Origin of the sequence: Aliiroseovarius crassostreae, assembly GCF_049803815.1 — a bacterium.
GTDB classification, from domain to species: domain Bacteria; phylum Pseudomonadota; class Alphaproteobacteria; order Rhodobacterales; family Rhodobacteraceae; genus Aliiroseovarius; species Aliiroseovarius crassostreae_A.
Genome location: NZ_JBNAGI010000007.1, coordinates 23650 through 43433 on the forward strand (window position 1 = coordinate 23650; position 19784 = coordinate 43433).

Consider the following 19784-nt stretch of genomic DNA (forward strand, 5'->3'; position numbering starts at 1 on the left):
GGGCGTTTCAAAACAAACACATGTCTTAGGTTTGTCCCGAACCGCTTAAAGGATACAGGTATGGAACCGATTGAAATTGGCCTTGTCGTCTCGGGCGGCCTTCTTGTTCTTGTTCTTCTGGGGATGCGCGTGGCCTTTGCCGCGGCGACCGCCGGGATGATCGGGTTGATCTGGATTTTCTGGGCCAAGTTCGGCTATGACCCGGCCCGATTTGGCAAGGCGATGACCATCGCGGTGAAAACCGCCGGCCAAGTGCCGCATTCCAAGATCTCAAGCCAGGCGCTCAGCCTGATCCCGACCTTTATCCTGATCGGATACCTGGCCTATTACGCTGGCCTGACCAAGGCCCTGTTCGAGGCCGCCAAACGCTGGCTCGCGTGGGTGCCGGGCGGGTTGGCGGTGTCCACGGTGTTCGCAACCGCGGGCTTTGCCGCCGTGTCGGGCGCGTCGGTGGCAACCTCGGCGGTCTTTGCCCGTATCGCCATCCCCGAGATGCTGAAGATCGGCTATAACAAGCAATTCGCGGCGGGCGTGGTGGCCGCGGGCGGCACGCTGGCCTCGCTGATCCCGCCCTCGGCCATTCTGGTGATCTACGCGATCATCGTGGAACAGGACGTGGGCAAACTGTTGCTTGCCGGGTTCATCCCCGGCGCGTTCTCGGCGCTGATCTACGGGGCGCTGATCATCGGCATGGCGGTGGTGATCAAGGATTTCGGCCCCCCCGTCAAAGGCTTCACCTGGAAAGAGCGTTTCGTCGCGCTCCCCCCTGCCCTGCCGATCCTCGTTGTGGTCCTGACCATCATCCTCTTCGTCTACAACCCCTTCGGCGGCGAGGCCTGGGGCACCCCCACCGAAGGCGGCGCAATTGGGGCCTTTGTGGTCTTCCTGATGGCGCTGTACCGGGGCATGCGTTGGGCGCAACTGAAAGACGCGCTGTTGGAAACCGCCAAGCTCAGCGTGATGATCTTCACCATCATCTGGGGGGTGCTGATCTATGTGCGCTTCCTTGGTTTTGCCGAGCTTCCGGCCGCGTTTTCGGCCTGGATCACCTCGCTCACCCTGTCGCCCATGCTGATCCTGATCTGCATCCTGCTGGCCTACGCGGTCCTGGGCATGTTCATGGACGCCATCGGCATGCTTTTGCTGACCCTGCCCGTGGTCTATCCCGCCGTCATGGCCCTGAACGGGGGCGAGTTCGTCTCTGCCGCCGACAGCACCTTTGGAATGTCCGGGCCCATGTGCGCGATCTGGTTCGGGATCCTCGTGGTGAAAATGGCCGAGTTCTGCCTGATCACCCCGCCCATCGGCCTGAACTGCTTTGTCGTGGCCGGGGTGCGCGATGATCTGAGCGTGCAGGACGTGTTCAAGGGCGTGACCCCGTTTTTCATCGCCGATGCCATCACCATTGGCCTGCTGGTCGCCTTCCCCGTGATCGTGCTCTGGCTGCCCGGGCAGGTCTGAACCGGCGCGGGTTTGGCACGGGTTTGGCACTGATTTGGCACGGGACCCGGTCCGGTCTGACCCCGACCGCCTTGGTGTGCCGCCCCCGCCGGGCCACTAGATATAGAAAAACCTTGCACGAATCCCCGTCCTTCGGCAATAGTCACGAAAAAGGCGCAAAAAACGCCAATTTCCGTGAACACGGCGCAACGACAAGGCGCAAATGCGGTGGAGCAGATGGACGATTTTCCCCATGATGAAGACCTGAACGCGGTCATTCGTCAACATTCCGAATGGCTTGCCAGCCAATTGCATTCGCAGCGCGAGAGCCTGTTTCCCCCGGATGCCGCCAAGCAGATGCGCAAATTCACCTCGGGCGAAGCCGCCGCCCTTTTGGGCGTGAATGACAGTTACCTGCGCAAACTGCATCTCGAAGGCCGGGGCCCCTCGCCCGAACTGACGCCGGGCAACCGGCGCATCTATTCCGCGGCCGATATTCAGGACCTGCGCGTCCTGTTGGAAAAAACCGCAAGAAAAACAGGGGATTACCTGCCGGGTCGGCGCGAAGGCGATCACCTTCAGGTCATCGGTGTGATGAATTTCAAAGGCGGCTCGGGCAAGACCACCAGCGCCGCCCACCTCGCCCAACGGCTGGCCCTCAAAGGCTACCGCGTGCTGGCGATCGACCTCGACCCGCAGGCCTCGCTGACCGCGCTGCACGGGGTGCAGCCGGAATTTGACCTGGTCGATGGCGGCACGCTTTATGATGCGATCCGCTATGACGATCCGGTGCCCATCGCCGAGGTGATCCGCAAAACCTATATCCCGAATCTCGACCTGATTCCCGGCAATCTGGAGCTGATGGAATTTGAACATGAAACCCCCCGCGCCCTGGCACAGGGTCAGGCGGGCCTGTTCTTTTTCCGGGTGAAAGAGGCTCTAACACAGGTCGATTCCGATTATGACGTGGTGGTGATCGACTGTCCGCCGCAGCTGGGGTTCCTCACCATGTCGGCGCTGTCGGCGGCCACTGGCGTGCTGGTGACGATCCACCCGGAAATGCTCGACGTGATGTCCATGTCGCAATTCCTGCGCATGACCGCCGATCTGATGGATGTGATTGCCGAAAGCGGGGCGGATATGTCCCATGATTGGATGCGCTACCTGTTAACGCGCTATGAACCCTCCGATGCGCCGCAAAACCGGATCGTAGCCTTTTTGCGCACCATGTATGGCGATAAGGTGCTGAATGCGCCGATGCTGAAATCCACCGCCATTTCCGACGCGGGGCTGACGAAGCAAACCCTGTATGAGGTCGAACGCAGCGCCTTTACCCGCTCCACCTATGACCGGGCCGTGGAAAGCCTGAATGCGGTGAATGACGAGATTGCCGCGCTGATCCAGAACACCTGGGGCCGTGTGTGAGTGCCGCGCAAAAAACAGAGACTATGGGCCGGATTAGAGCCTGATACACCGCCCTGCGGGGCACCTGAAAGGAGAGGCGCAAATGACGAGCAGTAAGAAAAAACGCATGTCGCTTCTGGACAATCTGGCCGCGGCGGGGATGGCCAGCCCCCCTGCCCCGGCCCCCTCCAAAGCCACCGCGCCGGCCCCATCTGGCGCGGGCACGATGATGTCGTCCAACCGCGCGCTGCGCTCGGCCCGCGATGCGGTGGATGGGCATCATGTGTGGGAACTGGACCCCGCGCAAATCGATGACATGCGCCCGGCGGACCGGCTGAACCCCGACGATGTGATGGATCTGCGCGATGCGATCGAGGCCAACGGGCAGACCGTGCCCATTCTGGTGCGCCGCAACCCGGCGGAGAGCGACCGGTATTTGTTGATTTACGGGCGCAGGCGGCTTGAAGCGATCCGGGCCTCGGACAAGGTGGCGAAGGTGCGTGCGCTGGTCGCCACTATGGATGATGACAGTGCGATCCGCGCGCAGATTTCCGAAAACATGGCGCGGCGGGATCTGAGTTTCATTGAAAAGGCGCTGCTGGCGAAATCTCTGGTGGCAAACGGGCTGGGCAACCAGTCGCAGGTGGCAGAGATCCTGACCGTGACCAAGTCGTCCGTGTCGATGTCGATCTCGATTGTTGAGGCTTTGGGCGAAGATCTGGTGCGCGCGATTGGCCCGGCCCATGGGGTTGGGCGGCCGCGCTGGGATGCGCTGGCGCGCGCGCTGGCTGAGGCCGGCATGGACGGGGAGGCGCTGTTGGATGTGGCCCATGCGGCGCGCGACGCGGCGGCGGTTGCGGTGCTGGACGGGGACGGGGCGGAGCAGGACCCTTCTTTGGCGGCGCTGGAGGCCGTGGAACAGGCGGTGAGCCCGGCCAAACCCGTGGCAAAGGCGGCGCGTGCCCCTGCCCGTCCCCCTGCCCGGTCGGTTCCCTTGACGATTGGCGGCCAGCCTGGGGGCGCGGTGAAACGCACCGCCAAGGGGGTCACCCTGTCGCTGGAGGACGGTGAATTTGCGCGCTGGGTTGAGGCGCAGGCGCAGGATTTGATTGACGAGCTTCACACGCGCTGGTCCACGCGCGCGGAAGATTGAGGACGAGCAACGAGAAAAGGAGGCACGACAAGGCCAAAGAAAAGGTCCCGCAAAGACGACACTTCACGAGACCCTGACTGTTTTTAGCACTTTCACGTTAGGCACCGTGACATAAATCTGCAAGTCCAAAGTGATTCGCAGGCCGGGATTTCTTTGTCTTCGTGATATGATTTCATGCAATACACTCCAGTCACGCCGTTTCGGCGAATGGTAGAGGCTGCGCATCTGGAACATCAGGCGCATGCCACAGGCGAATTGCCCCCAAACGGGGTGAACAAATGGGAGGCGCTGCGCGAATTGGCGGCGGCGCGGACGGTGTTTGGCCTGTCCGATCGCGATATGTCGGTGTTGCAGGCTTTGGTCAGCTTTCACCAGGCGACGATCCTGGGCGGAAATGACAAGGATCTGGTGGTTCACCCGTCCAACAAGGCGATCTGCGAGCGGTTGAACGGGATGCCCTGCTCGACCATGCGGCGGCATCTGGCCCATCTGGTGGCGGCGGGCATTGTGGTGCGGCGCGACAGCCCCAACGGCAAGCGCTATGCGCGGCGCTATGGCGGTGAGAAGATCAGCTTTGGCTTTGACCTGACCCCGCTGGCGACCCGGTTTGCCGAGATCAGCGCCGCGGCGGAGGCTGTGCGGGCCTCTCAGGAAGGCCTGAAGCGCCTGCGGGAGGCGGTGAGCCTGATGCGGCGCGATCTGGCCGGGTTGGCGGAATACGGCGCGTCGCAGCGTCCTGATCTGCCGCTTTGGGACCAGTGTTCCGACATGGCCCGTCTGACGGCGCGTGACCTTCGCCGCAAGCTGTCAGAGGCGGATTTGACGGCGCTGGAGGCCGAATTGAAACGGGCTTTGGACGCGGCGCGCAACATCCTGGAACCCGTTGAAACAGAAAATATGAGCACCAATGATGCTATAACTGAGCATCACTATCAGAATTCAAATAAAGACTCTTATGATTCTGAACTTCGCTTTGAAAAGTCGAAAGGCGAGGCGGTGCGCCCCTCTGATTATGATCCGCCGGAGGAGGGGGAGGGGCCGTGTGAACCCTCTTCTGCACCGGAGGATCGCAAGCTGCCCAATCTGCCACTTGGGTTGGTCCTGGCGACCTGTCTGGAAATTCAGACCTATTCCGATACGCCGATCCGACATTGGCATGAGCTTGTGCGCGCGGCGGATCTGGTGCGGCCGATGATGGGGATTTCACCCTCCGCCTGGGATGAGGCGCGTCAGGAAATGGGGCCAGAGGAAGCGGCCGTGGTTGTTGCGGCCATGCTGGAACGGTTTGGGGATATTCATTCACCGGGCGGCTATTTGCGGCACCTGAGCAGCAAGGCGGCGATGGGGGCGTTTTCTTGTGGGCCGATGGTCATGGCGTTGATGCGGCGCGATGCGGCGTAGGGGTTCACAGCTGTGAACCCGCCCGGAAAGATCGATCTGTCATCGACGTTCACAATTGTGAACTTTGCCGGGATGCGCGGGGCAGGGCGGCATGAAACACGGATCGAAAGGGGCGCTATTCTATGGGTATCATATTGAAATACATAATGGTTTCCCAACCTTACCCCAACTGCGTCTTGACCGTGCTCAACAGGTTTATTTTTTGTTGAACACGCCCCCTGTCCGGCCTATGTTCAACAAAACAGGTTTTTGCAGAACACACCCATGATCAATCGCCATTCCTCCTCCGCCCATGCGGCCTATCACGATCTTCTCCGGGCGCTTCTGGATGATGCCGTGTCCGACCTGCGCGGCACGCCAACACGGGTCGAGCGCGGCGGCAAAACCTATTGGTATGACAGCTATCGGGTCGGGGCCTCTGTGCGCAAACGCTATATCGGAGAGGATAGCGCCGCGCTGCGCGACCGTCTGGACCGCCATGCAGAATTGAAAGCCGCGCAGGAGGATCGGCGTAAATCCCGGACCCGGCTGGTCCGGATTTTGCGGGCCGAAGGGTTCCTGGGTGTGGACGCGGCCACCGGCAGCCTGATGGCGGCCATGGCCGGGGCAGGGGTGTTTCGCCTTGGCGGCACAATTGTTGGCACCCATGCCTTCCGCCTGTACGAAGGCGAATTGGGGATCCGCTATGACCGCGACATGGTCGCCCACACCGATGACATCGACATTGCCAGTTTCACCCGCCTGTCCCTGGCCCTGGAAGATGCGGCCGCCCCGCCGTTGCAAACCGTGTTCAAGGATTTCGAATTTGCCCCGCAGCCCAGCCTGGACAAAGGCAAGACCTGGCGGTGGAAGCAGACGCGCGGCGATACGTTGATCGAGTTTCTGACCCCCTCGTTTGCCGAAGAAGAAAGCGTGCAGCCGCTGCCGGCGCTTGGCGTCGATGCGCAGGCGTTACACCACCTGAATTACCTGATCGCAGCGCCCATTCCCGCCGCCGTCAGCTATCGCAGCGGTGTTCTGGTCCAGATCCCGCAACCCGAACGGTTTGCCATTCATAAACTGATCGTGGCCAATCGTCGGCGCGGACAGGCCCGGTTGAAGGCCGAGAAAGATCGCCGTCAGGCGGCGTTCCTGATCCGTGTTCTGGCCGAAGATCGCCCGGACGAGCTGCGCGAGGCCTATCAGGATGCGCTGTCGCGCGGCCCGCGATGGCAGGCGCATCTGGAGGCGTCCCTGGCGCGGATGCCGGAAAGTCTGGCGCTGCTGACCGCGCTGCGCTGAGCTGAGCTGACGAAGATCGGGGCGCGGTTTCGGGCGAAGATCCGGCAGACACGCACAGATATGCACAGACATACCCGGGCACACCCAGACACGGCGCGCCCCGAACGCGACCCAAAAAGGGCAGGGGGGGCATGGCAGGGGGTGATCAGGACGGATCATCCACATCGGATTTACGGGGGCCGGGCCCTGCGCTCATCCGTGTTTCAGGTCGGCGGGGCCCACACAATCGACAACATGCATCATCGACCGGATCACCGCCTGTTGGCGATCATCCAGACGGTCATCTTGCAAAAGATCCTTCACGTGCTGTCGCAGCTCCGGCCATTGCTCGTAAAACTCTACCAGGTCTTCAAACGGTGTTTTCTGTGCGCTCATCAATGTCCTGATCCTCCGGCCGGCAACGTTCATTTCCCCCTTAAGTTTATCGCCTGCCGCGCGACGATAGGTGTGAAAACACTGTGAAACGCTTGGAGGAGGCGCGGCCTTCATGCTTAATAACCATATGGGAGAGATGGAGATTGCGTGGGTACGCGGCTGGAGATATCGCTTTTTGGGACCTGCGCCGTTCGCGTGATCGGAGAGGAGACCTTCGAAATTCGCGGCGGCAAACACCGCGCGTTGCTGGCCATTCTGGCCACCGCTCCGCTTGGCCGTCGCACCCGCAGCTATTTGCAGACCACCTTGTGGGGCGAGACCGATTATGACAGCGGCAACCAGAACCTGCGCCGCGCCCTGTCGGATCTGAGAAAGCTGTTGGGCGCGGGGTTTGACGCGCTGTTTCGCCTGGAAGCCGCGGATATTGAACTGGACCTGAAACAGGTGCGTTTCATCGGCGATCCCGGCAGCGGCGCGTTTTTGGAGGATCTCAATCTGCGCGAACCGGGGTTTCAGGATTGGGTCGGGTCGGTCCGGGCCAACCCCGATCCGGTCATCGCGCTGCATCGGGGGGCGCCCGGGGCGCAGATGCGCAGGCGTCAGCCGAAGGTCACGGTGCTGCCCCTGATGGCGCTTGGCGATGATCCGAAATTCGCCCTGATCGGCGACTGGGTTGCCGAACAATGCTGCCGCTTTCTGTCGCGCTCTAACCTGCTGAGTGTGATTTCGCATCTGTCCAGCCGGGCCATGGCGCAACAGCGGGTGGTCCTGCCCGAGGTGAAGAAAACGCTTGATGTGGATTACATCCTGACCGGGGCCATTCGCGACACCGGGGCGAAACTGACCTGTGATTTTGATTTCATCGCCGCCGAGACCGGGCAGATCATCTGGAACCGCACGGTGATGGTGGACAGCGCGGGGGCGCTGGACGGGTTGATGGGGCCGCTTCGGGATGTGGTGCGGGCCGTGGCGCGGGCGATTGCGGAAGGCGCGGTCAGCACCACGCGCACCCTGGCGTTGCCGGAGATCGAAGACCACAAGCTGTTGATCGCGGGGGCGTCGCTGATGCATCGGCGCACGATCCGCGATTTCATCAAGGCGCATGAATATCTGACAGAGGCCAGCGCGCGGATGCCCAATTGGGCCGATCCCCATGCGTGGTTGGGAAAATGGTATGTTCTCAACGTGTTCAAAGGGTTTTCCGTGGACCGCGCCAATGACACGCAAAAGGCGTTGGGCTGCACCGCGCGCGCCCTTGATATCGACGCCGAAAGCAGCTTTTCGCTGACCATTGACGGGTTTGCCAACAGCAACCTTCTGAAGAATGTCGAACTGGCCGGGCAGCGCTATGACGCGGCGATTGACCTCAATCCCAATGCCAGCCTGGCCTGGTTGCTGTCGGGGGCGGGCAAGGCGTTCAGCGACGATGGCGCTGCTGCAATTGACGCGACTCGGATGGCGCGGGAACTTTCGCCGATTGATCCGTTTGGCTATTATTTCGACAGCCTGACCAGCTCGGCCTATCTGGCGGCGGAGCGGTATGACAAGGCCTTGGAATTTGCCGATAAATCGCTGGCGGTGAATGACCGGCACCTGTCCACATTGCGGGCCAAGATCACGGCGCTGTATTTTCTGGGGCGCGTTCAGGACGCCCGGGATGTGGCGCAGGTTTTGTGCCGACGGTACCCGGATTTCCGTCTGGATGATTACAAGCGCGAACATCCGGGGGCGAAGAATTTGATCGGTCAACGGGTGATCGAAGCGCTGGCGGGGGCGGGCATTCATTAAGTTCAGAACAATTCAACAACCAAAAATTCGACAACAAGGAGAAGAGATATGGCTCAGCATGGGGGCGTTGGTGGTGTAGGCGGTGTTGGAGGTGTCGGGGGCGTTGGCGGTGTTGGCGGCGTCGGTGGGGTCGGCGGCGGCACCAATGTCACCGGTCTGGGCGCCTTTCTGGGCGCCGATGATGTGGGCGGCTATTCCGGGGTGACAACCGCGGGTCTGATGACGACCTCGGAAAACCTGCTGCATCTGGCCGGGACCGACGCGACCCCGGCCGGGTCACACCTCACCCTGAATTCCGCCGACAACAATGACCGCTGGGCCCGCTGGGTGCGCGGATCGCTTTATATCAGCGAGTTTATGACCCGCGTGGGGTATCAGGTGGAGGACGGGCGCGTCAGTGGAGAGGTGCCTTCGGTCACGATCACCGTGTCGGGCGAACCCATGACCAAACTGACCCGCCCCAGCGCGGCGCTGTTGGCGCAGCAATGCAGTTTTGTGCAAAGCTACGCTGACCTGCGCGCCGATCGCGGGGCCGAGATCACCTCGCAACTCGGGTTTCCCAACGAATATTTCGCCATGGTGCTGGGGCTGCATATGGGGCAGCACAGACACACCTTTGAACTGATCACCGCCACACAGGTGATGGCCGCGCATATCGCGATGATTGCCAAACACGCGCTGGCGGTGCGCAGGCCGGATCAATATGACGGGCGGATCCTGCCGATGATCCCGACACCCGGCCATGGCAGTTTCCCGTCGGCCCATGCGACCGAAGCCTTTGCGGTTCTGACCGTGCTCGAAACCCTGTGCTCGAAATGGGAGAGCTTTGCCGACCTGTCCGCGCGGCTGAATATGTTGCGGGGGCTGGCCGAACGCATTTCCGTCAACCGCACCGTGGCCGGGGTGCATTACCCGATTGACAGCTGGGCAGGGGCGGCGCTTGGCATCTCGATCGGCGGGGCGGTTTTGAACCTCTGTGGGGTAGGGGACCACATGATCCCCGACCATCGCTATACCGCCATCAACAGCGATTTCAGCACGCATTTGCTGGACAGTGACCCGGTGGCCCATGGGCTGACGACCGCCAGAACGTTCAACATTGATCCGGGGAAACATTGGACCTGGATCTGGCAAAAAGCGCTCTCTGACACGCAAAACGTGTGAGGTCACGATATGTTTCCTGACCGTGCCCCCGAAGAGCAAATCGAAACCTATACCGGGCCCTATGAACGCTGGTCCTTTTCCGACGCCCTGGGCAAGCCGTTTACCTTTCCGGCCATCGCCACCGGAGCGTCCCCCTATTACACGGCGCTTTTGGAAGGCGCGCAGGTGCCGCCAACCGAAAACGGGTTGCAGACGCGGCTGCCGCCGATCTGGAACCCCACATCGATGGTGCGCAGCGTGACGCCCTTTGCCTTTTATGACCCCTCCGTCGGCCCGCAGGACGCGGACCCCTCGGCCGGGGCCCCGGTGGCCCAGGATGCGGCGGTGGCCAAGATGTTGGATAGTCTGAGGCAAAGCACCTATAAAACCCGATCCGTGGTGAAACCCCGGTTCCGGCTGAACTTCCCGATTGCGCCAAAATCCTGGACCCGGACCTACAGCCATGACGCGGCCCCGCAAAACTGGCAGGCACCCGGCGCGCGGCCCAAAGCGATTGTCGCGGTGATTGACGACGCGCTGCCCTTTGCCAACCGGGCCTTTCTGAACGCGGGCGGGCAGACGCGGATCAGCCATTGCTGGCTGCAATCCGGCCCCGGGCAGGACAGCGCCTGCGTGCCGTTTGGTCGGGAAATCGTCAATGCCGAGATCGACGCCTGGCGCGCAACCCATGGCCATGACGAGATCGCGCTTTACTACCACGCCGGGGCCATTGATGCCTCGCAGCCGGAACTGGGCAACATCTTGTTGCGCCACGCCACTCATGGGTCGATGGTGATGGGGCTGGCGGCGGGCAATGCCCCGCTGTTTGAGGCCGCGCCGCAAGGGGATGACATCCAGATCATCGCGGTGCAGCTGCCCAATACCATCGCCTGGGACACGTCGGGTTTTGGCAAGGAAATGTATATGCTGAGCGCGCTGCATTACATTTTTGACCGCGCCGCCCGCATCGCCGCGCATTTTGGCGGGGGCGAGCTGCCCTTGGTGGTGAATTTCAGCTATGGCTGGAGCGCGAGCCGCCATGACGGCAAAAGCGAGATGGAAATCGCCATCGAAGAACTGCTGCACAGCCGCCGCAGCCTGCAGCCCGAGACCTATCTGTGTATGCCCGCGGGCAATAATTTCGACTCGCGGATGCATGCGGTGATCGAGGATCGGGATTTCTCTGGTGACCCTGAACAGGCCGCAATCGGCTGGGATGTGAAACCGGATGACCTGACCTCCAGCTATCTGGAACTGTGGTTTCCCGACGGGTTTGACACGGCCGGGTACAGCGTGACCCTGACGCCCCCGGCCCATGCCGCGCTGGATCAACCGGTTCGGCTGGAGATTTCGGCGGATGGCCCTGACCCCGGCAATGGCGACCCAAGGCGCTTTGTCGAGATCGAGAAGGGCGGGGTGAATGTGGGGCAGATCTCTGCCGATCAGCACCGTGGCGAGCGGTGGCGGGTGATGATTGCCCTGATCCCCACGGCCTTCACACGGGGGCAATCCCGCGCAGCCCCCGCGGGGCTTTGGACCGTGACGGTGCATCGCGCCACCGGGGCCGCAGATGTGCCGGCGGGCGCGCCGCTGACGATTTGGTTGCAACGCGATGATGACCCCAGTGATCTGAACATGCAGGGCCGGCAAAGCCGATTGGTGAGCCTCGATGACTCGGTCGATGGCCCGCACACCCGGGTGCTTGAACAGGTCCGGGGCTATGGGTCGCTGAACGGCGTGGCGTCCTCTGCGTCCACCACGCGGGTGGCGGGCTATGTCAAAAGCACCGTGCAACCCTGTTCCTACAGCGGGGCAGGGGGGGTGTTGGAGGCGGCGGATGGGGCGCTGACGATCTGGGGCGCGCAGGCGGATCTGTGTGCCGTGGCGGATCAGACCCCATCGCGGCCCGGGATCGCGTCGATTGGGGTGCTGTCCGGTGCGCGGGGTCGCCTTGTCGGCACCAGCGCGGCCTGCCCGTCGGCGGCGCGCCATATCGTCGGCAATCTGGCGGCGGGGCGCGCGGCCATGGAGGGGTTCACCCCGATCAGCGCGCTGGAGGATCACGCGCCCGAGGACCCGGCGCAAAAGACCCTTTGGGCGGTTCGGCTGGGCGATCTGGCGGTGCCGGGTGTCGCCAAACCCGGCTGACCCGGCGCTGACGTTTCTTGTGATTTCAATGCACTAAGAGGGGCGCGCGGGGGGAGTTTTCAGGCCCGCCGCGCCCCCTCACCCGTTTTTCACAGGCTTTTCACAGGCAGCTTTCCCACCCGCCATGTTAACTTAAGGTTAAGCCAAAGCGACGGTAAATTTCTTCCTGATGCGTCGCCAAGGCCCGGGCTTACAGCCATATTTTTATGTGAGCTCTTATGCGCTGACTGCTTTTGGATCGACCGAGGGGATGTGGGTCGACGAGATGAATTCGGAGCGTTCTCTCGTGCCATAATGTCTTTGTCCGGAACGCTGGGATTTAAGCGCGAAACCATTTTTAGCACCTAGTGGCTGTGGCGCCTTGGCGTTGCAGCCACCATTTTTGCGGGCCCAACCTGCCCGACCTGACTGCCTGACCTGCCTGCCCGTGGCGGATCGGGGGCAGGATCACTGTCGGATCACCTAATTGGTGAGACTGCACATGCAATGAAATCAATCACTTAGGATTTTGAATTTCTGAGACTCGTAAACTCACCAATTATCAACGCATCTGTCGAGAACCTGCCGTTCGTCCGACATGCGGCGAAGGTGTCAGGAGAGCCCAAATTGGCGAATGCTGCAATGTGGACGAATGACAGCAAACAGAGAAAGCCAAGCATTGATTTTTGAGAACACCATGTTCAGAGTCGTCGCGACATCGAAAGGCTTGGCTATGCAGCTATTCTCTAAATTTTTTGGCAAGCCTCCAATACTCGAATTGACATTGAAACCTAAGGTAGGGGTCGGCCCGTTACTGCTGGGTATGACAAAGGCAGACGCGATTGCCGCGATGAAAGCCAACAGACAAGACCTCAGTTCAACCGCTCACGGGCATCTCTACTTTTTGGACAACTCGATCCAGATAGAGTTTGAGCCTGAGGGCACGTCCTCTTTCATTGGGGTTGCTCCACACGCAGGGCTTCGTCTCGTTTTTCAAGGTATTGATCTTTTTGACCATGACGCATCTGAGATATTCGCGCTGTTTCAACAAAACGAAAACGATGAAACTATATGGGCGGAGCAGTACGAGCACGTTTTTCCGAAACAGATTGTCACTGTTTGGGATGCAGACGCCCAATACGATTTGAACGGCGGTCATCGACCCGTATGGGGCCAAATCGGTGTGGGTAGTTCTGCATATCTCAGCGCTGACGGCGCACAATAATCCCCATAAGAGCTACCACTCTGCGAAAATACAGTCATTGGCACAGCTGCAGCGAAATGGGGCTTTGTTGCGCGCCTTACCCGTTCGCTGAGGCTGACGCGGACGGCAGTGATTTCCGGTAGCTCACATTCGTACATCTCGCGGCGGATTCACCGATCGAGCCCTCTTTGACCAATGCTGCGTTCGGTCCAAATGGCAGCTATTAATGGTATCTTGCCTTTGGCATCTCGCTCGGCAATTGGCTTCAGCGCATACAGCATGACCCGGACCCCAATGCCCTTGGGCTGACGTTTACCCCGGAAATGATCTCTCAGTACGGCAAGAAAGCAGCCAGCCGCAATCATTGGCCCCATCGTGTGTGACGACGACGGTCCGATACCGATCTTAAAAATATCGCGGACGGACAAGAACATTGGATGGAAACAACCCGACTCGGTTCCGTTAATAGGCTGCGGTGACGATCATCTCGACCTTGAGTTCGGGTCGGGCAATTCTGGCCTCGCCACAGGCACGCGCGGGGGCATGGCCTTCTGGAACCCATGCGTCCCATACTTCGTTCATCTCGGCAAAATCGTTCATATCCGCCAGCCAGATGATGACCTGAAGCAGCTGTTGGCGCGAAGATCCTGCTTTCTCCAACAGCGCATCGACACGGGCCAGACAATCGGTGGTTTGTTCTGCAACCGTCTCGCCGCTTCCGACCTGACCACACAAGTAGGCCACACCGTTGTGCTTTACGACCTTGCTCATGCGTGTGGCGGTATCAATCCGTTCAATCATCCCAATTCCAATTCTTTTCTTTCGTCCTGTGTGTTCTCATCCAGCTGCGCCAACTCTCCCAACGTCAGAGGTTTGATGGGCGGGCGGATGCGATAATAGCCCGTGTCCTGCGGACTGCGTTTGTTGGCCTCTGCCAACAGCATCGAGACCGTCAATCCACAGTAGCGTCCCTGGCATGGCCCCATTCCCGGGCGGCCAAAGGCTTTGGTCTGATTTGGTCCGTCGCAGCCCATCGCCGCATATCGCCGGATATCAGCGGCGGTGACTTCCTCGCATCGGCAAACGATCGTGTCGTTTTGCGGAGTTAGAATGTCTTTGGCCGGAGGAAAGGCAGTATCGAGGAAAGGCCGGATTGCCCGTTCTTTCGACAGTGCGCGCTGAAAGGGTTGGGACCGGCGCTGAAAGTCCGCCGCGTCGATCCGCCCAAGCTCCTTTGCAATTCGCAACGATGCAATGCGACCCGCGATTTCCGCGCTTTTGGCGCCGGATATTCCCGCGCCGTCACCGGCTATGAAAACGCGTTCCGAGGACGACGCGCCCCATTTGTCGGTCACGGGTCGGAAACAAAGCTGAGTCGTATCCCATTCGTGGGCAAGGTTCATCGCCCGGCTCAGTTGCGTATTGGGGACCACCCCCATATGCAGAAACACCGTGTCGCAGTCGATCCGCTCGGATTTGCCTCGGCAATCGAAGACCAGCGCTTGCGCCTGATCCTTACCCTTAATCGCCAAATTGGTGGCGGCTTTATACCGTTTGACCCCCGCACGTCGCAGTTCTGCAATCAGGCCTAGCCCTTTGGCCAGATAGCGCCACCCGCTCAATGCGCCGGGCAAGTACTTTTGAGCCTCCAGCAGATTTTGCGTTGTCTGTGTCTCGACAACCGCCAAAGGTGGCGTTCCGGCACGCACCATCTGTGCGGCGATCAGGTAGAGCAGCGGTCCTGCTCCAACAACCACGGCACGCTTGGCGAAAATGCCCGATTGCTTGAGCAGAATTTGCCCCGCTCCGGCCATCATGACACCGGGCAGAGTCCAACCCGGAATCGGAACTGGTCGCTCAAGAGCGCCTGTTGCGATCAAAATGCGGTCAGCTGTAATTTGTTTGGCAGCCCCGTCCACTGAATAGCTGATCTGCCCCTGCTCGTCCGCCTGCCAGACCGTCGCATCCGGCACGTAGGAGATATCGGCATCGGCCAGACCGTCCACCAGAGTGAGACCCGCCATGTAATCCTTTCCCAGAACCGCAGCCCGCAGTTCGTTCACACGTTCGATGTCGCGGTATATCTGTCCGCCGAGACGTTTTTGCTCGTCCAATAGCGTGACGGTCAGCCCGGTTTCGGCAGCGGTTGCTGCGGCGGCCATTCCGGCGGGTCCGGCACCAATGATCGCAAGGTTAGTGTCAGTCATTGTCGTCCCCTCCGACCAGTTTCGCCTTCTCGACAACGAGACCTGCGCTGACTTCGACCATGCAGGCCTGCCGGGTTGCGCCGTCTATCTCGACCAGGCAATCGTAACAGGCTCCCATCATGCAAAAAGGCGCACGCCGAGCGCCCGAAACCGGGGTTTGCCGGAGGCTGCGAACACCGGCGGCAAGCAAAGTGGCGGCCAGATTTTCCCCGTCCGGTAGTGCGTATTCCACGCCATCAAACTTTACAGTCACCAGTTTCTTGGGTGGCGAGACAAATTCAAACTGCGAATCGGGTTTCACGGAACACCTCCAGATTCGGGGCTTTTTCTGTGCCTTCCAGCCAGTCGGGCAGAAACCGTGCGTGAGCTGCGGCCAGAGACACGCCGCTGTGGCACGTCACCAGAAACGCTCCGGGCATCTCGTTGCTTTCCTGATAAATCGGAAGGCCATCGGGGGACATGATCCGAAGCGCGGCCCATGTGCGAACAATTTTTGCATTCGTCAGGCAGGGATAGACTTTGAGCGCGTTTGAGGCGATGGACGACAGCGTGTCGACGGTCACGCCGTCATCGAATCCGGCCTTCTCGGAGCTGACACCAATCTGCACGCCCCCCTCATTGACTTGTCGTGCAATAAGAGACGGCCGGTTGATAAAGCGAGGTAATTTTTCAGTTACGAGGTTTTGGCCCCGTAGGGGCGACACCGGTGCAATGAAGCCCAATTTGGGTCCAAGTTCGGCTGCGCCAAGGCCCGCGGAAAGAACGATTTTTTCCGATTCGATAATCGTGCCGTCCCGACAGGTCAACTTGAACGACCCCGGCTTATCCACGTCGGTCACGATCTTGCCGGTCAACACCTTGCCGCCCAACTGGCGAACGTCCTGAGCCAATGACTGCAAAAGACGCAGTGGATTCACATGTCCGTCCTGATGGTGAAGGATCGCGCCTTTCACCGAGGAACCAATTTCCGGCTCTTCCTTGCGCAGCGCGTTCTTCCCCAAGACTTCAAAAGGGTAGTTCCCACCCAGTTTGCTTTTGAGAGCTTCGTATTTTGCGACGGTTTCTGATAGGCTTTCTTCACTGAAGTGGAAATCATATCCACCATCCTGTTCCAGCCCCAGGTTGCGACCGACCGCATCGCCAAGCTCGGCTGCGAAATCTGCCCAGGCTGCTGCTGATTGCTGGCACCATTGTGCATAGCGCGGCTGATCGAGGCCTTTTGACTGCACCCACACAAGCCCGAAATTTCCCCGGCTGGCCCGGAAGCTGCCATCGTCGCCGTCGAGTACGACAACCGTCTTTCCTCGTTTCAGCAATCCCCAAGCGATGGAAAGGCCGACAACGCCGCCGCCGATAATTGCATATTCCGCGTCCATCAGGATAACCTTCTCAAGCAATGAAAAGTGGAAGCGGTCGGCGAACCTTCCGCTTCCGGTGGGAGGGAGAATTATTTCCCGATCTGGTCCAGGATGGCCTGGCCCCATTCGACACCTACGTCTTCCAGAACTTCCGGCCAAACCTCAGCGCGGACTTTTTCCGCCATTGCTGCAAGCTCAGCGTCGCTCAGGTCGACAACCGTCGCACCCAGTTCGTCAGCAAGCCGCTGTTCCCAGTTTGCCTGATCTGCTTCAGCAATTGTCCAGCGCTGCGCTTCAAATTCCGCCGCGGCAGATTTCAGAGCGCTTTGATCGTCTGCATCAAGCTCGGCCAGGGATTCGTTGGAGATGATCATGTACCAAACTTCGAAGTGCGTGTTTGCCGGGACAAATGCTTTGGTCACATCTCTGAACGAGGCATAGTACCCTTCAGCGCCCGAACCGATAACGCCGTCAACAACGCCGGTCTGGATCGCGGTGAATGCTTCGGAGAACGGGATTGGCGACGGGATGTAGCCAAGCGATTCGCCTGTCAGCTGGAAGCTTTTGATGCCCGGAACGCGGACTTTGATGCCGTTGGACTGAGATGGGTCGCCAGGGCTCACAGGATCGGTGTTAAGCGAAATGCCACCGAAATAAACCGGATAAGCGGCCAGCATCGTGATGTCCTGTTCGGCGTACAATTCAGCCATGACAGAACTTACCGGGCCGTTTGGACCGTAAATTTCGCGTGCTTCCGCCCAGCTGTTGGCAAGATAAGGGAAGGAGCTGATCTGCATGCGTCGGTCGGCGGCTGTCGCAGCTGGCTGAGTCGCCATATCGATAGCACCGACAGAAATCCGTTCCTGAACCGTTGTATAATTTCCGAGCGCGGATGCCGCGAAGACGTTGATATTTACATCGCCGCCAGTGGCTTCGGCTACACTCTCTGAAAAAGCGCGCAGTTCGACATCGATTGTCGCGCCTTGCGGACGAACGTGGCTCATCTTTAGATCGGCAGCCGTAGCGATGCCAGCTACTGCCATCAGCGCGGCAGCTGCGGTTCCTGTCAGGACGTGTTTCATGGGTAGTTTCCTCTCTGTTGGATTAAGGGCTGGTTGAATTAAGGGGCGGTGATGTAGCCGAACAGTTTCGGCAGGAAGAGCGACAGGTCAGGCCACAGCGAAGTCAGGAAAACGACAGGGACATAACCAGTCACAATCAGGATCATGGCGGGCGGGATCACCTTGGTGACTTTCACTTTGCCGATGCGTGCGCCCAGATACAGGATCGAGGCATAGGGAGGTGTCACGCCGCCCATTGCGGTATTCACTCCCATGATCGCCGCAAACTGGATCGGGCTTACACCTATCGCCTGCATCAGTGGCAAAAGCAGCGGGGCGATCAGGATGATCGCTGTGACGTCATTCACGACCATACCCACCAGGAACAGCAGGATATTAATCAAGATCAGCAGGATGACCTTGTTTTCGGTGATACCGAAGATCGCGCTGACCAGCTGCTGAGGGATACCCTCGTACACATACATCTGGCCCAGGATCATCGAGAACAGGATCATGATCATGATCGCCCCGACCGCCGTTGCGGCTTCCTTGCCTGCGAAGAGGAAGTTTTCCCAGCGCAGACCTTTGTAGATGAAGAACCCAACCGGAATGGCATAGATCACGGCAAGTGCGGCGGCTTCTGTCGGTGTCATGATGCCGCCGTAGATGCCACCAAGGATCATGATGGGCATCAGCATGGCAGGGAAAGCGTTGATACCGCGCTTGGCCACTTCGCTTGTCAGCTCGCTGAAGGTCGGTTTGTCGTCAAGTTTCAGGTCGAACTTGCGCGACATCCACAGGTTCACAACCGAGAAGTTGAACATGATGAACAACCCGGGGCCGAGGGTCGCAAGGAAGCATGCCAGGATTGAGGTGTCCGTTACCCAACCATAAACGATCATCGTGACAGATGGGGGGATGAGCAGACCCAGAATGGACGAGTTTGCAATAAGCGCGGTGGCGTATTCGCGCGGATAGCCGCGTTTTTCCATTTCCGGGATCAGCAGCGGCCCGATTGCGGCGATGCCCGTCAGGCCAGAGCCGGAAATGGCCCCGATAATGGCGCAGCTGACTGCGGCAACCACACCCAGACCGCCCCGCACGTGGCCAATGAAAGCGTTGACAAAGCGCAGGAGCGAGGCCGCGATCCCGCTTTCCGACATAATCGTTCCTGCGAGAACGAACAGTGGAATGGCCAGAAGCACAGGGTTGCCAAGCTGCTGGAACCCCCAAAGAACCATACCCTTCATCGTCACGTCGCCGATGAAGTACATCACCATCAACGCGCCACCGAAGCAGTACGGCAAGGGCACCCCCAAAGTGAGTGTGATAACGAGAACTGCGATTGCAAGAAGTGCGATCTCAATCATTGGGCCGGTCCTTTCAGAAGGCTGCGAACGTGGCCCCAGAGATGCCATGCCGTGTAAATCATCATGAGGGTGAGGCCGAGCACGAGCGCAAAATCGGCATAAAAAGTTGGGATGTAGAGCGTTGGACTCTCTTTCCAAACGCGCCAAGCATAGCGTGTGAAGTCCCAGGCCCAGCTCAGCAACCAGAGGCCGATAATGAGGCTGACAACCTCACCGATGATGGCCAGTATGGTGTGCTGTCGATCAGTTTTGAGCCAAAGTTCAAGAACATTCGCACGGATGTGCGTGTTTTCACGCGACGCGTTGACCGCGCCCAGAACATACAGCCAAAGGGTGGGATACAGCATTGTTTCCTCAAGCCCCATGACTGGCACCTGAAGTATGTAACGCGTTATGACTTGAACGAATTGCCCAAGTGCAACGATCAATATCAACCCCGTTAGCAGATATTTCGCAAACTTATCCATCTTCC

General features: G+C 59.7%; 17 protein-coding genes and 1 pseudogene. 9 read left to right on the forward strand and 9 right to left on the reverse strand.

The window, feature by feature from the left end; all coding sequences use genetic code 11:
* Positions 1 to 60 precede the first annotated feature (60 nt).
* From ACP15V_RS15375 to ACP15V_RS15395, 5 genes are all read left to right on the forward strand, one after another.
* On the forward strand, positions 61 to 1461 hold the full coding sequence (locus tag ACP15V_RS15375; RefSeq protein ID WP_424944605.1) for a TRAP transporter large permease: 1401 nt from the start codon (positions 61 to 63) through the stop codon (positions 1459 to 1461).
* A 216-nt stretch (positions 1462 to 1677) separates the two neighbouring features.
* The gene (gene repA, locus ACP15V_RS15380) at positions 1678 to 2865 is read left to right on the forward strand and encodes a plasmid partitioning protein RepA (protein ID WP_424944606.1); all 1188 of its coding nucleotides are present in this window, start codon (positions 1678 to 1680) and stop codon (positions 2863 to 2865) included.
* 82 nt (positions 2866 to 2947) lie between these two features.
* Entirely contained in the window at positions 2948 to 3997 is a 1050-nt protein-coding gene (gene repB / locus ACP15V_RS15385; RefSeq protein ID WP_424944607.1) for a plasmid partitioning protein RepB, read from the forward strand.
* 174 nt (positions 3998 to 4171) lie between these two features.
* Positions 4172 to 5398, forward strand: a complete 1227-nt coding sequence (repC, locus tag ACP15V_RS15390; RefSeq protein ID WP_424944608.1) for a plasmid replication protein RepC — start codon at positions 4172 to 4174, stop codon at positions 5396 to 5398.
* Positions 5399 to 5662: 264 nt separating this feature from the next.
* Complete coding sequence (locus tag ACP15V_RS15395; RefSeq protein ID WP_424944609.1) at positions 5663 to 6679, forward strand: nucleotidyltransferase family protein; 1017 nt, start codon at positions 5663 to 5665, stop codon at positions 6677 to 6679.
* Positions 6680 to 6871: 192 nt separating this feature from the next.
* Here ACP15V_RS15395 and ACP15V_RS15400 read toward each other — a convergent pair whose 3' ends face one another.
* Positions 6872 to 7054, reverse strand: a complete 183-nt coding sequence (locus tag ACP15V_RS15400) for a hypothetical protein (protein WP_424944610.1) — start codon at positions 7052 to 7054, stop codon at positions 6872 to 6874.
* A gap of 147 nt (positions 7055 to 7201) precedes the next feature.
* On the opposite strand from ACP15V_RS15400, the gene ACP15V_RS15405 reads away from it, so the two are divergent.
* The 4 genes from ACP15V_RS15405 (at position 7202) to ACP15V_RS15420 (ending at position 13337) form a co-directional block, all read left to right on the forward strand.
* Complete coding sequence (locus ACP15V_RS15405; protein ID WP_424944611.1) at positions 7202 to 8842, forward strand: hypothetical protein; 1641 nt, start codon at positions 7202 to 7204, stop codon at positions 8840 to 8842.
* A gap of 48 nt (positions 8843 to 8890) precedes the next feature.
* A complete protein-coding gene (locus tag ACP15V_RS15410; RefSeq protein WP_424944612.1) occupies positions 8891 to 10006 on the forward strand; it encodes a phosphatase PAP2 family protein in 1116 nt (371 codons plus the stop codon).
* Positions 10007 to 10015: 9 nt separating this feature from the next.
* On the forward strand, positions 10016 to 12133 hold the full coding sequence (locus ACP15V_RS15415) for a hypothetical protein (RefSeq protein WP_424944613.1): 2118 nt from the start codon (positions 10016 to 10018) through the stop codon (positions 12131 to 12133).
* A gap of 631 nt (positions 12134 to 12764) precedes the next feature.
* Entirely contained in the window at positions 12765 to 13337 is a 573-nt protein-coding gene (locus ACP15V_RS15420; RefSeq protein WP_424944614.1) for a hypothetical protein, read from the forward strand.
* Positions 13338 to 13588: 251 nt separating this feature from the next.
* Here ACP15V_RS15420 and ACP15V_RS15425 read toward each other — a convergent pair.
* The 8 genes and pseudogenes from ACP15V_RS15425 to ACP15V_RS15460 all read right to left on the reverse strand — a co-directional run.
* A pseudogene (locus ACP15V_RS15425) lies at positions 13589 to 13750 on the reverse strand (serine dehydratase beta chain); the annotation flags it as partial.
* A 28-nt stretch (positions 13751 to 13778) separates the two neighbouring features.
* Positions 13779 to 14117, reverse strand: coding sequence for a RidA family protein (locus ACP15V_RS15430; RefSeq protein ID WP_424944615.1), 339 nt, complete (start codon positions 14115 to 14117; stop codon positions 13779 to 13781).
* A complete protein-coding gene (locus ACP15V_RS15435; RefSeq protein ID WP_424944616.1) occupies positions 14114 to 15523 on the reverse strand; it encodes an NAD(P)/FAD-dependent oxidoreductase in 1410 nt (469 codons plus the stop codon). The genes ACP15V_RS15430 and ACP15V_RS15435 overlap by 4 nt, the downstream gene beginning before the upstream one ends.
* Entirely contained in the window at positions 15516 to 15824 is a 309-nt protein-coding gene (locus ACP15V_RS15440) for a (2Fe-2S)-binding protein (protein WP_424944617.1), read from the reverse strand. The genes ACP15V_RS15435 and ACP15V_RS15440 overlap by 8 nt, the downstream gene beginning before the upstream one ends.
* Positions 15802 to 16899: an NAD(P)/FAD-dependent oxidoreductase gene (locus ACP15V_RS15445; protein WP_424944618.1), complete on the reverse strand. Its 1098-nt coding sequence runs from the start codon at positions 16897 to 16899 to the stop codon at positions 15802 to 15804. Before ACP15V_RS15445 ends, ACP15V_RS15440 begins: the two co-directional genes overlap by 23 nt.
* 71 nt (positions 16900 to 16970) lie before the next feature.
* Positions 16971 to 17963: a TRAP transporter substrate-binding protein DctP gene (gene dctP, locus ACP15V_RS15450; protein WP_424944619.1), complete on the reverse strand. Its 993-nt coding sequence runs from the start codon at positions 17961 to 17963 to the stop codon at positions 16971 to 16973.
* Between the two features lie 38 nt (positions 17964 to 18001).
* Entirely contained in the window at positions 18002 to 19312 is a 1311-nt protein-coding gene (locus ACP15V_RS15455) for a TRAP transporter large permease (RefSeq protein WP_424944620.1), read from the reverse strand.
* On the reverse strand, positions 19309 to 19779 hold the full coding sequence (locus ACP15V_RS15460) for a TRAP transporter small permease (RefSeq protein ID WP_424944621.1): 471 nt from the start codon (positions 19777 to 19779) through the stop codon (positions 19309 to 19311). Before ACP15V_RS15460 ends, ACP15V_RS15455 begins: the two co-directional genes overlap by 4 nt.
* Positions 19780 to 19784 lie beyond the last annotated feature (5 nt).

Excerpts from the sequence above, each read along its gene's own strand:
- ACP15V_RS15375 (WP_424944605.1), top strand. The coding sequence starts at position 61 with ATGGAACCGATTGAAATTGGCCTTGTCGTCTCGGGCGGCCTTCTTGTT.
- repA (WP_424944606.1), top strand. The coding sequence starts at position 1,678 with ATGGACGATTTTCCCCATGATGAAGACCTGAACGCGGTCATTCGTCAA.
- repB (WP_424944607.1), top strand. The coding sequence starts at position 2,948 with ATGACGAGCAGTAAGAAAAAACGCATGTCGCTTCTGGACAATCTGGCC.
- repC (WP_424944608.1), top strand. The coding sequence starts at position 4,172 with ATGCAATACACTCCAGTCACGCCGTTTCGGCGAATGGTAGAGGCTGCG.
- ACP15V_RS15395 (WP_424944609.1), top strand. The coding sequence starts at position 5,663 with ATGATCAATCGCCATTCCTCCTCCGCCCATGCGGCCTATCACGATCTT.
- ACP15V_RS15400 (WP_424944610.1), bottom strand. The coding sequence starts at position 7,054 with ATGAGCGCACAGAAAACACCGTTTGAAGACCTGGTAGAGTTTTACGAG.
- ACP15V_RS15410 (WP_424944612.1), top strand. The coding sequence starts at position 8,891 with ATGGCTCAGCATGGGGGCGTTGGTGGTGTAGGCGGTGTTGGAGGTGTC.
- ACP15V_RS15415 (WP_424944613.1), top strand. The coding sequence starts at position 10,016 with ATGTTTCCTGACCGTGCCCCCGAAGAGCAAATCGAAACCTATACCGGG.
- ACP15V_RS15420 (WP_424944614.1), top strand. The coding sequence starts at position 12,765 with ATGACAGCAAACAGAGAAAGCCAAGCATTGATTTTTGAGAACACCATG.
- ACP15V_RS15430 (WP_424944615.1), bottom strand. The coding sequence starts at position 14,117 with ATGATTGAACGGATTGATACCGCCACACGCATGAGCAAGGTCGTAAAG.
- ACP15V_RS15435 (WP_424944616.1), bottom strand. The coding sequence starts at position 15,523 with ATGACTGACACTAACCTTGCGATCATTGGTGCCGGACCCGCCGGAATG.
- ACP15V_RS15445 (WP_424944618.1), bottom strand. The coding sequence starts at position 16,899 with ATGGACGCGGAATATGCAATTATCGGCGGCGGCGTTGTCGGCCTTTCC.
- dctP (WP_424944619.1), bottom strand. The coding sequence starts at position 17,963 with ATGAAACACGTCCTGACAGGAACCGCAGCTGCCGCGCTGATGGCAGTA.
- ACP15V_RS15455 (WP_424944620.1), bottom strand. The coding sequence starts at position 19,312 with ATGATTGAGATCGCACTTCTTGCAATCGCAGTTCTCGTTATCACACTC.
- ACP15V_RS15460 (WP_424944621.1), bottom strand. The coding sequence starts at position 19,779 with ATGGATAAGTTTGCGAAATATCTGCTAACGGGGTTGATATTGATCGTT.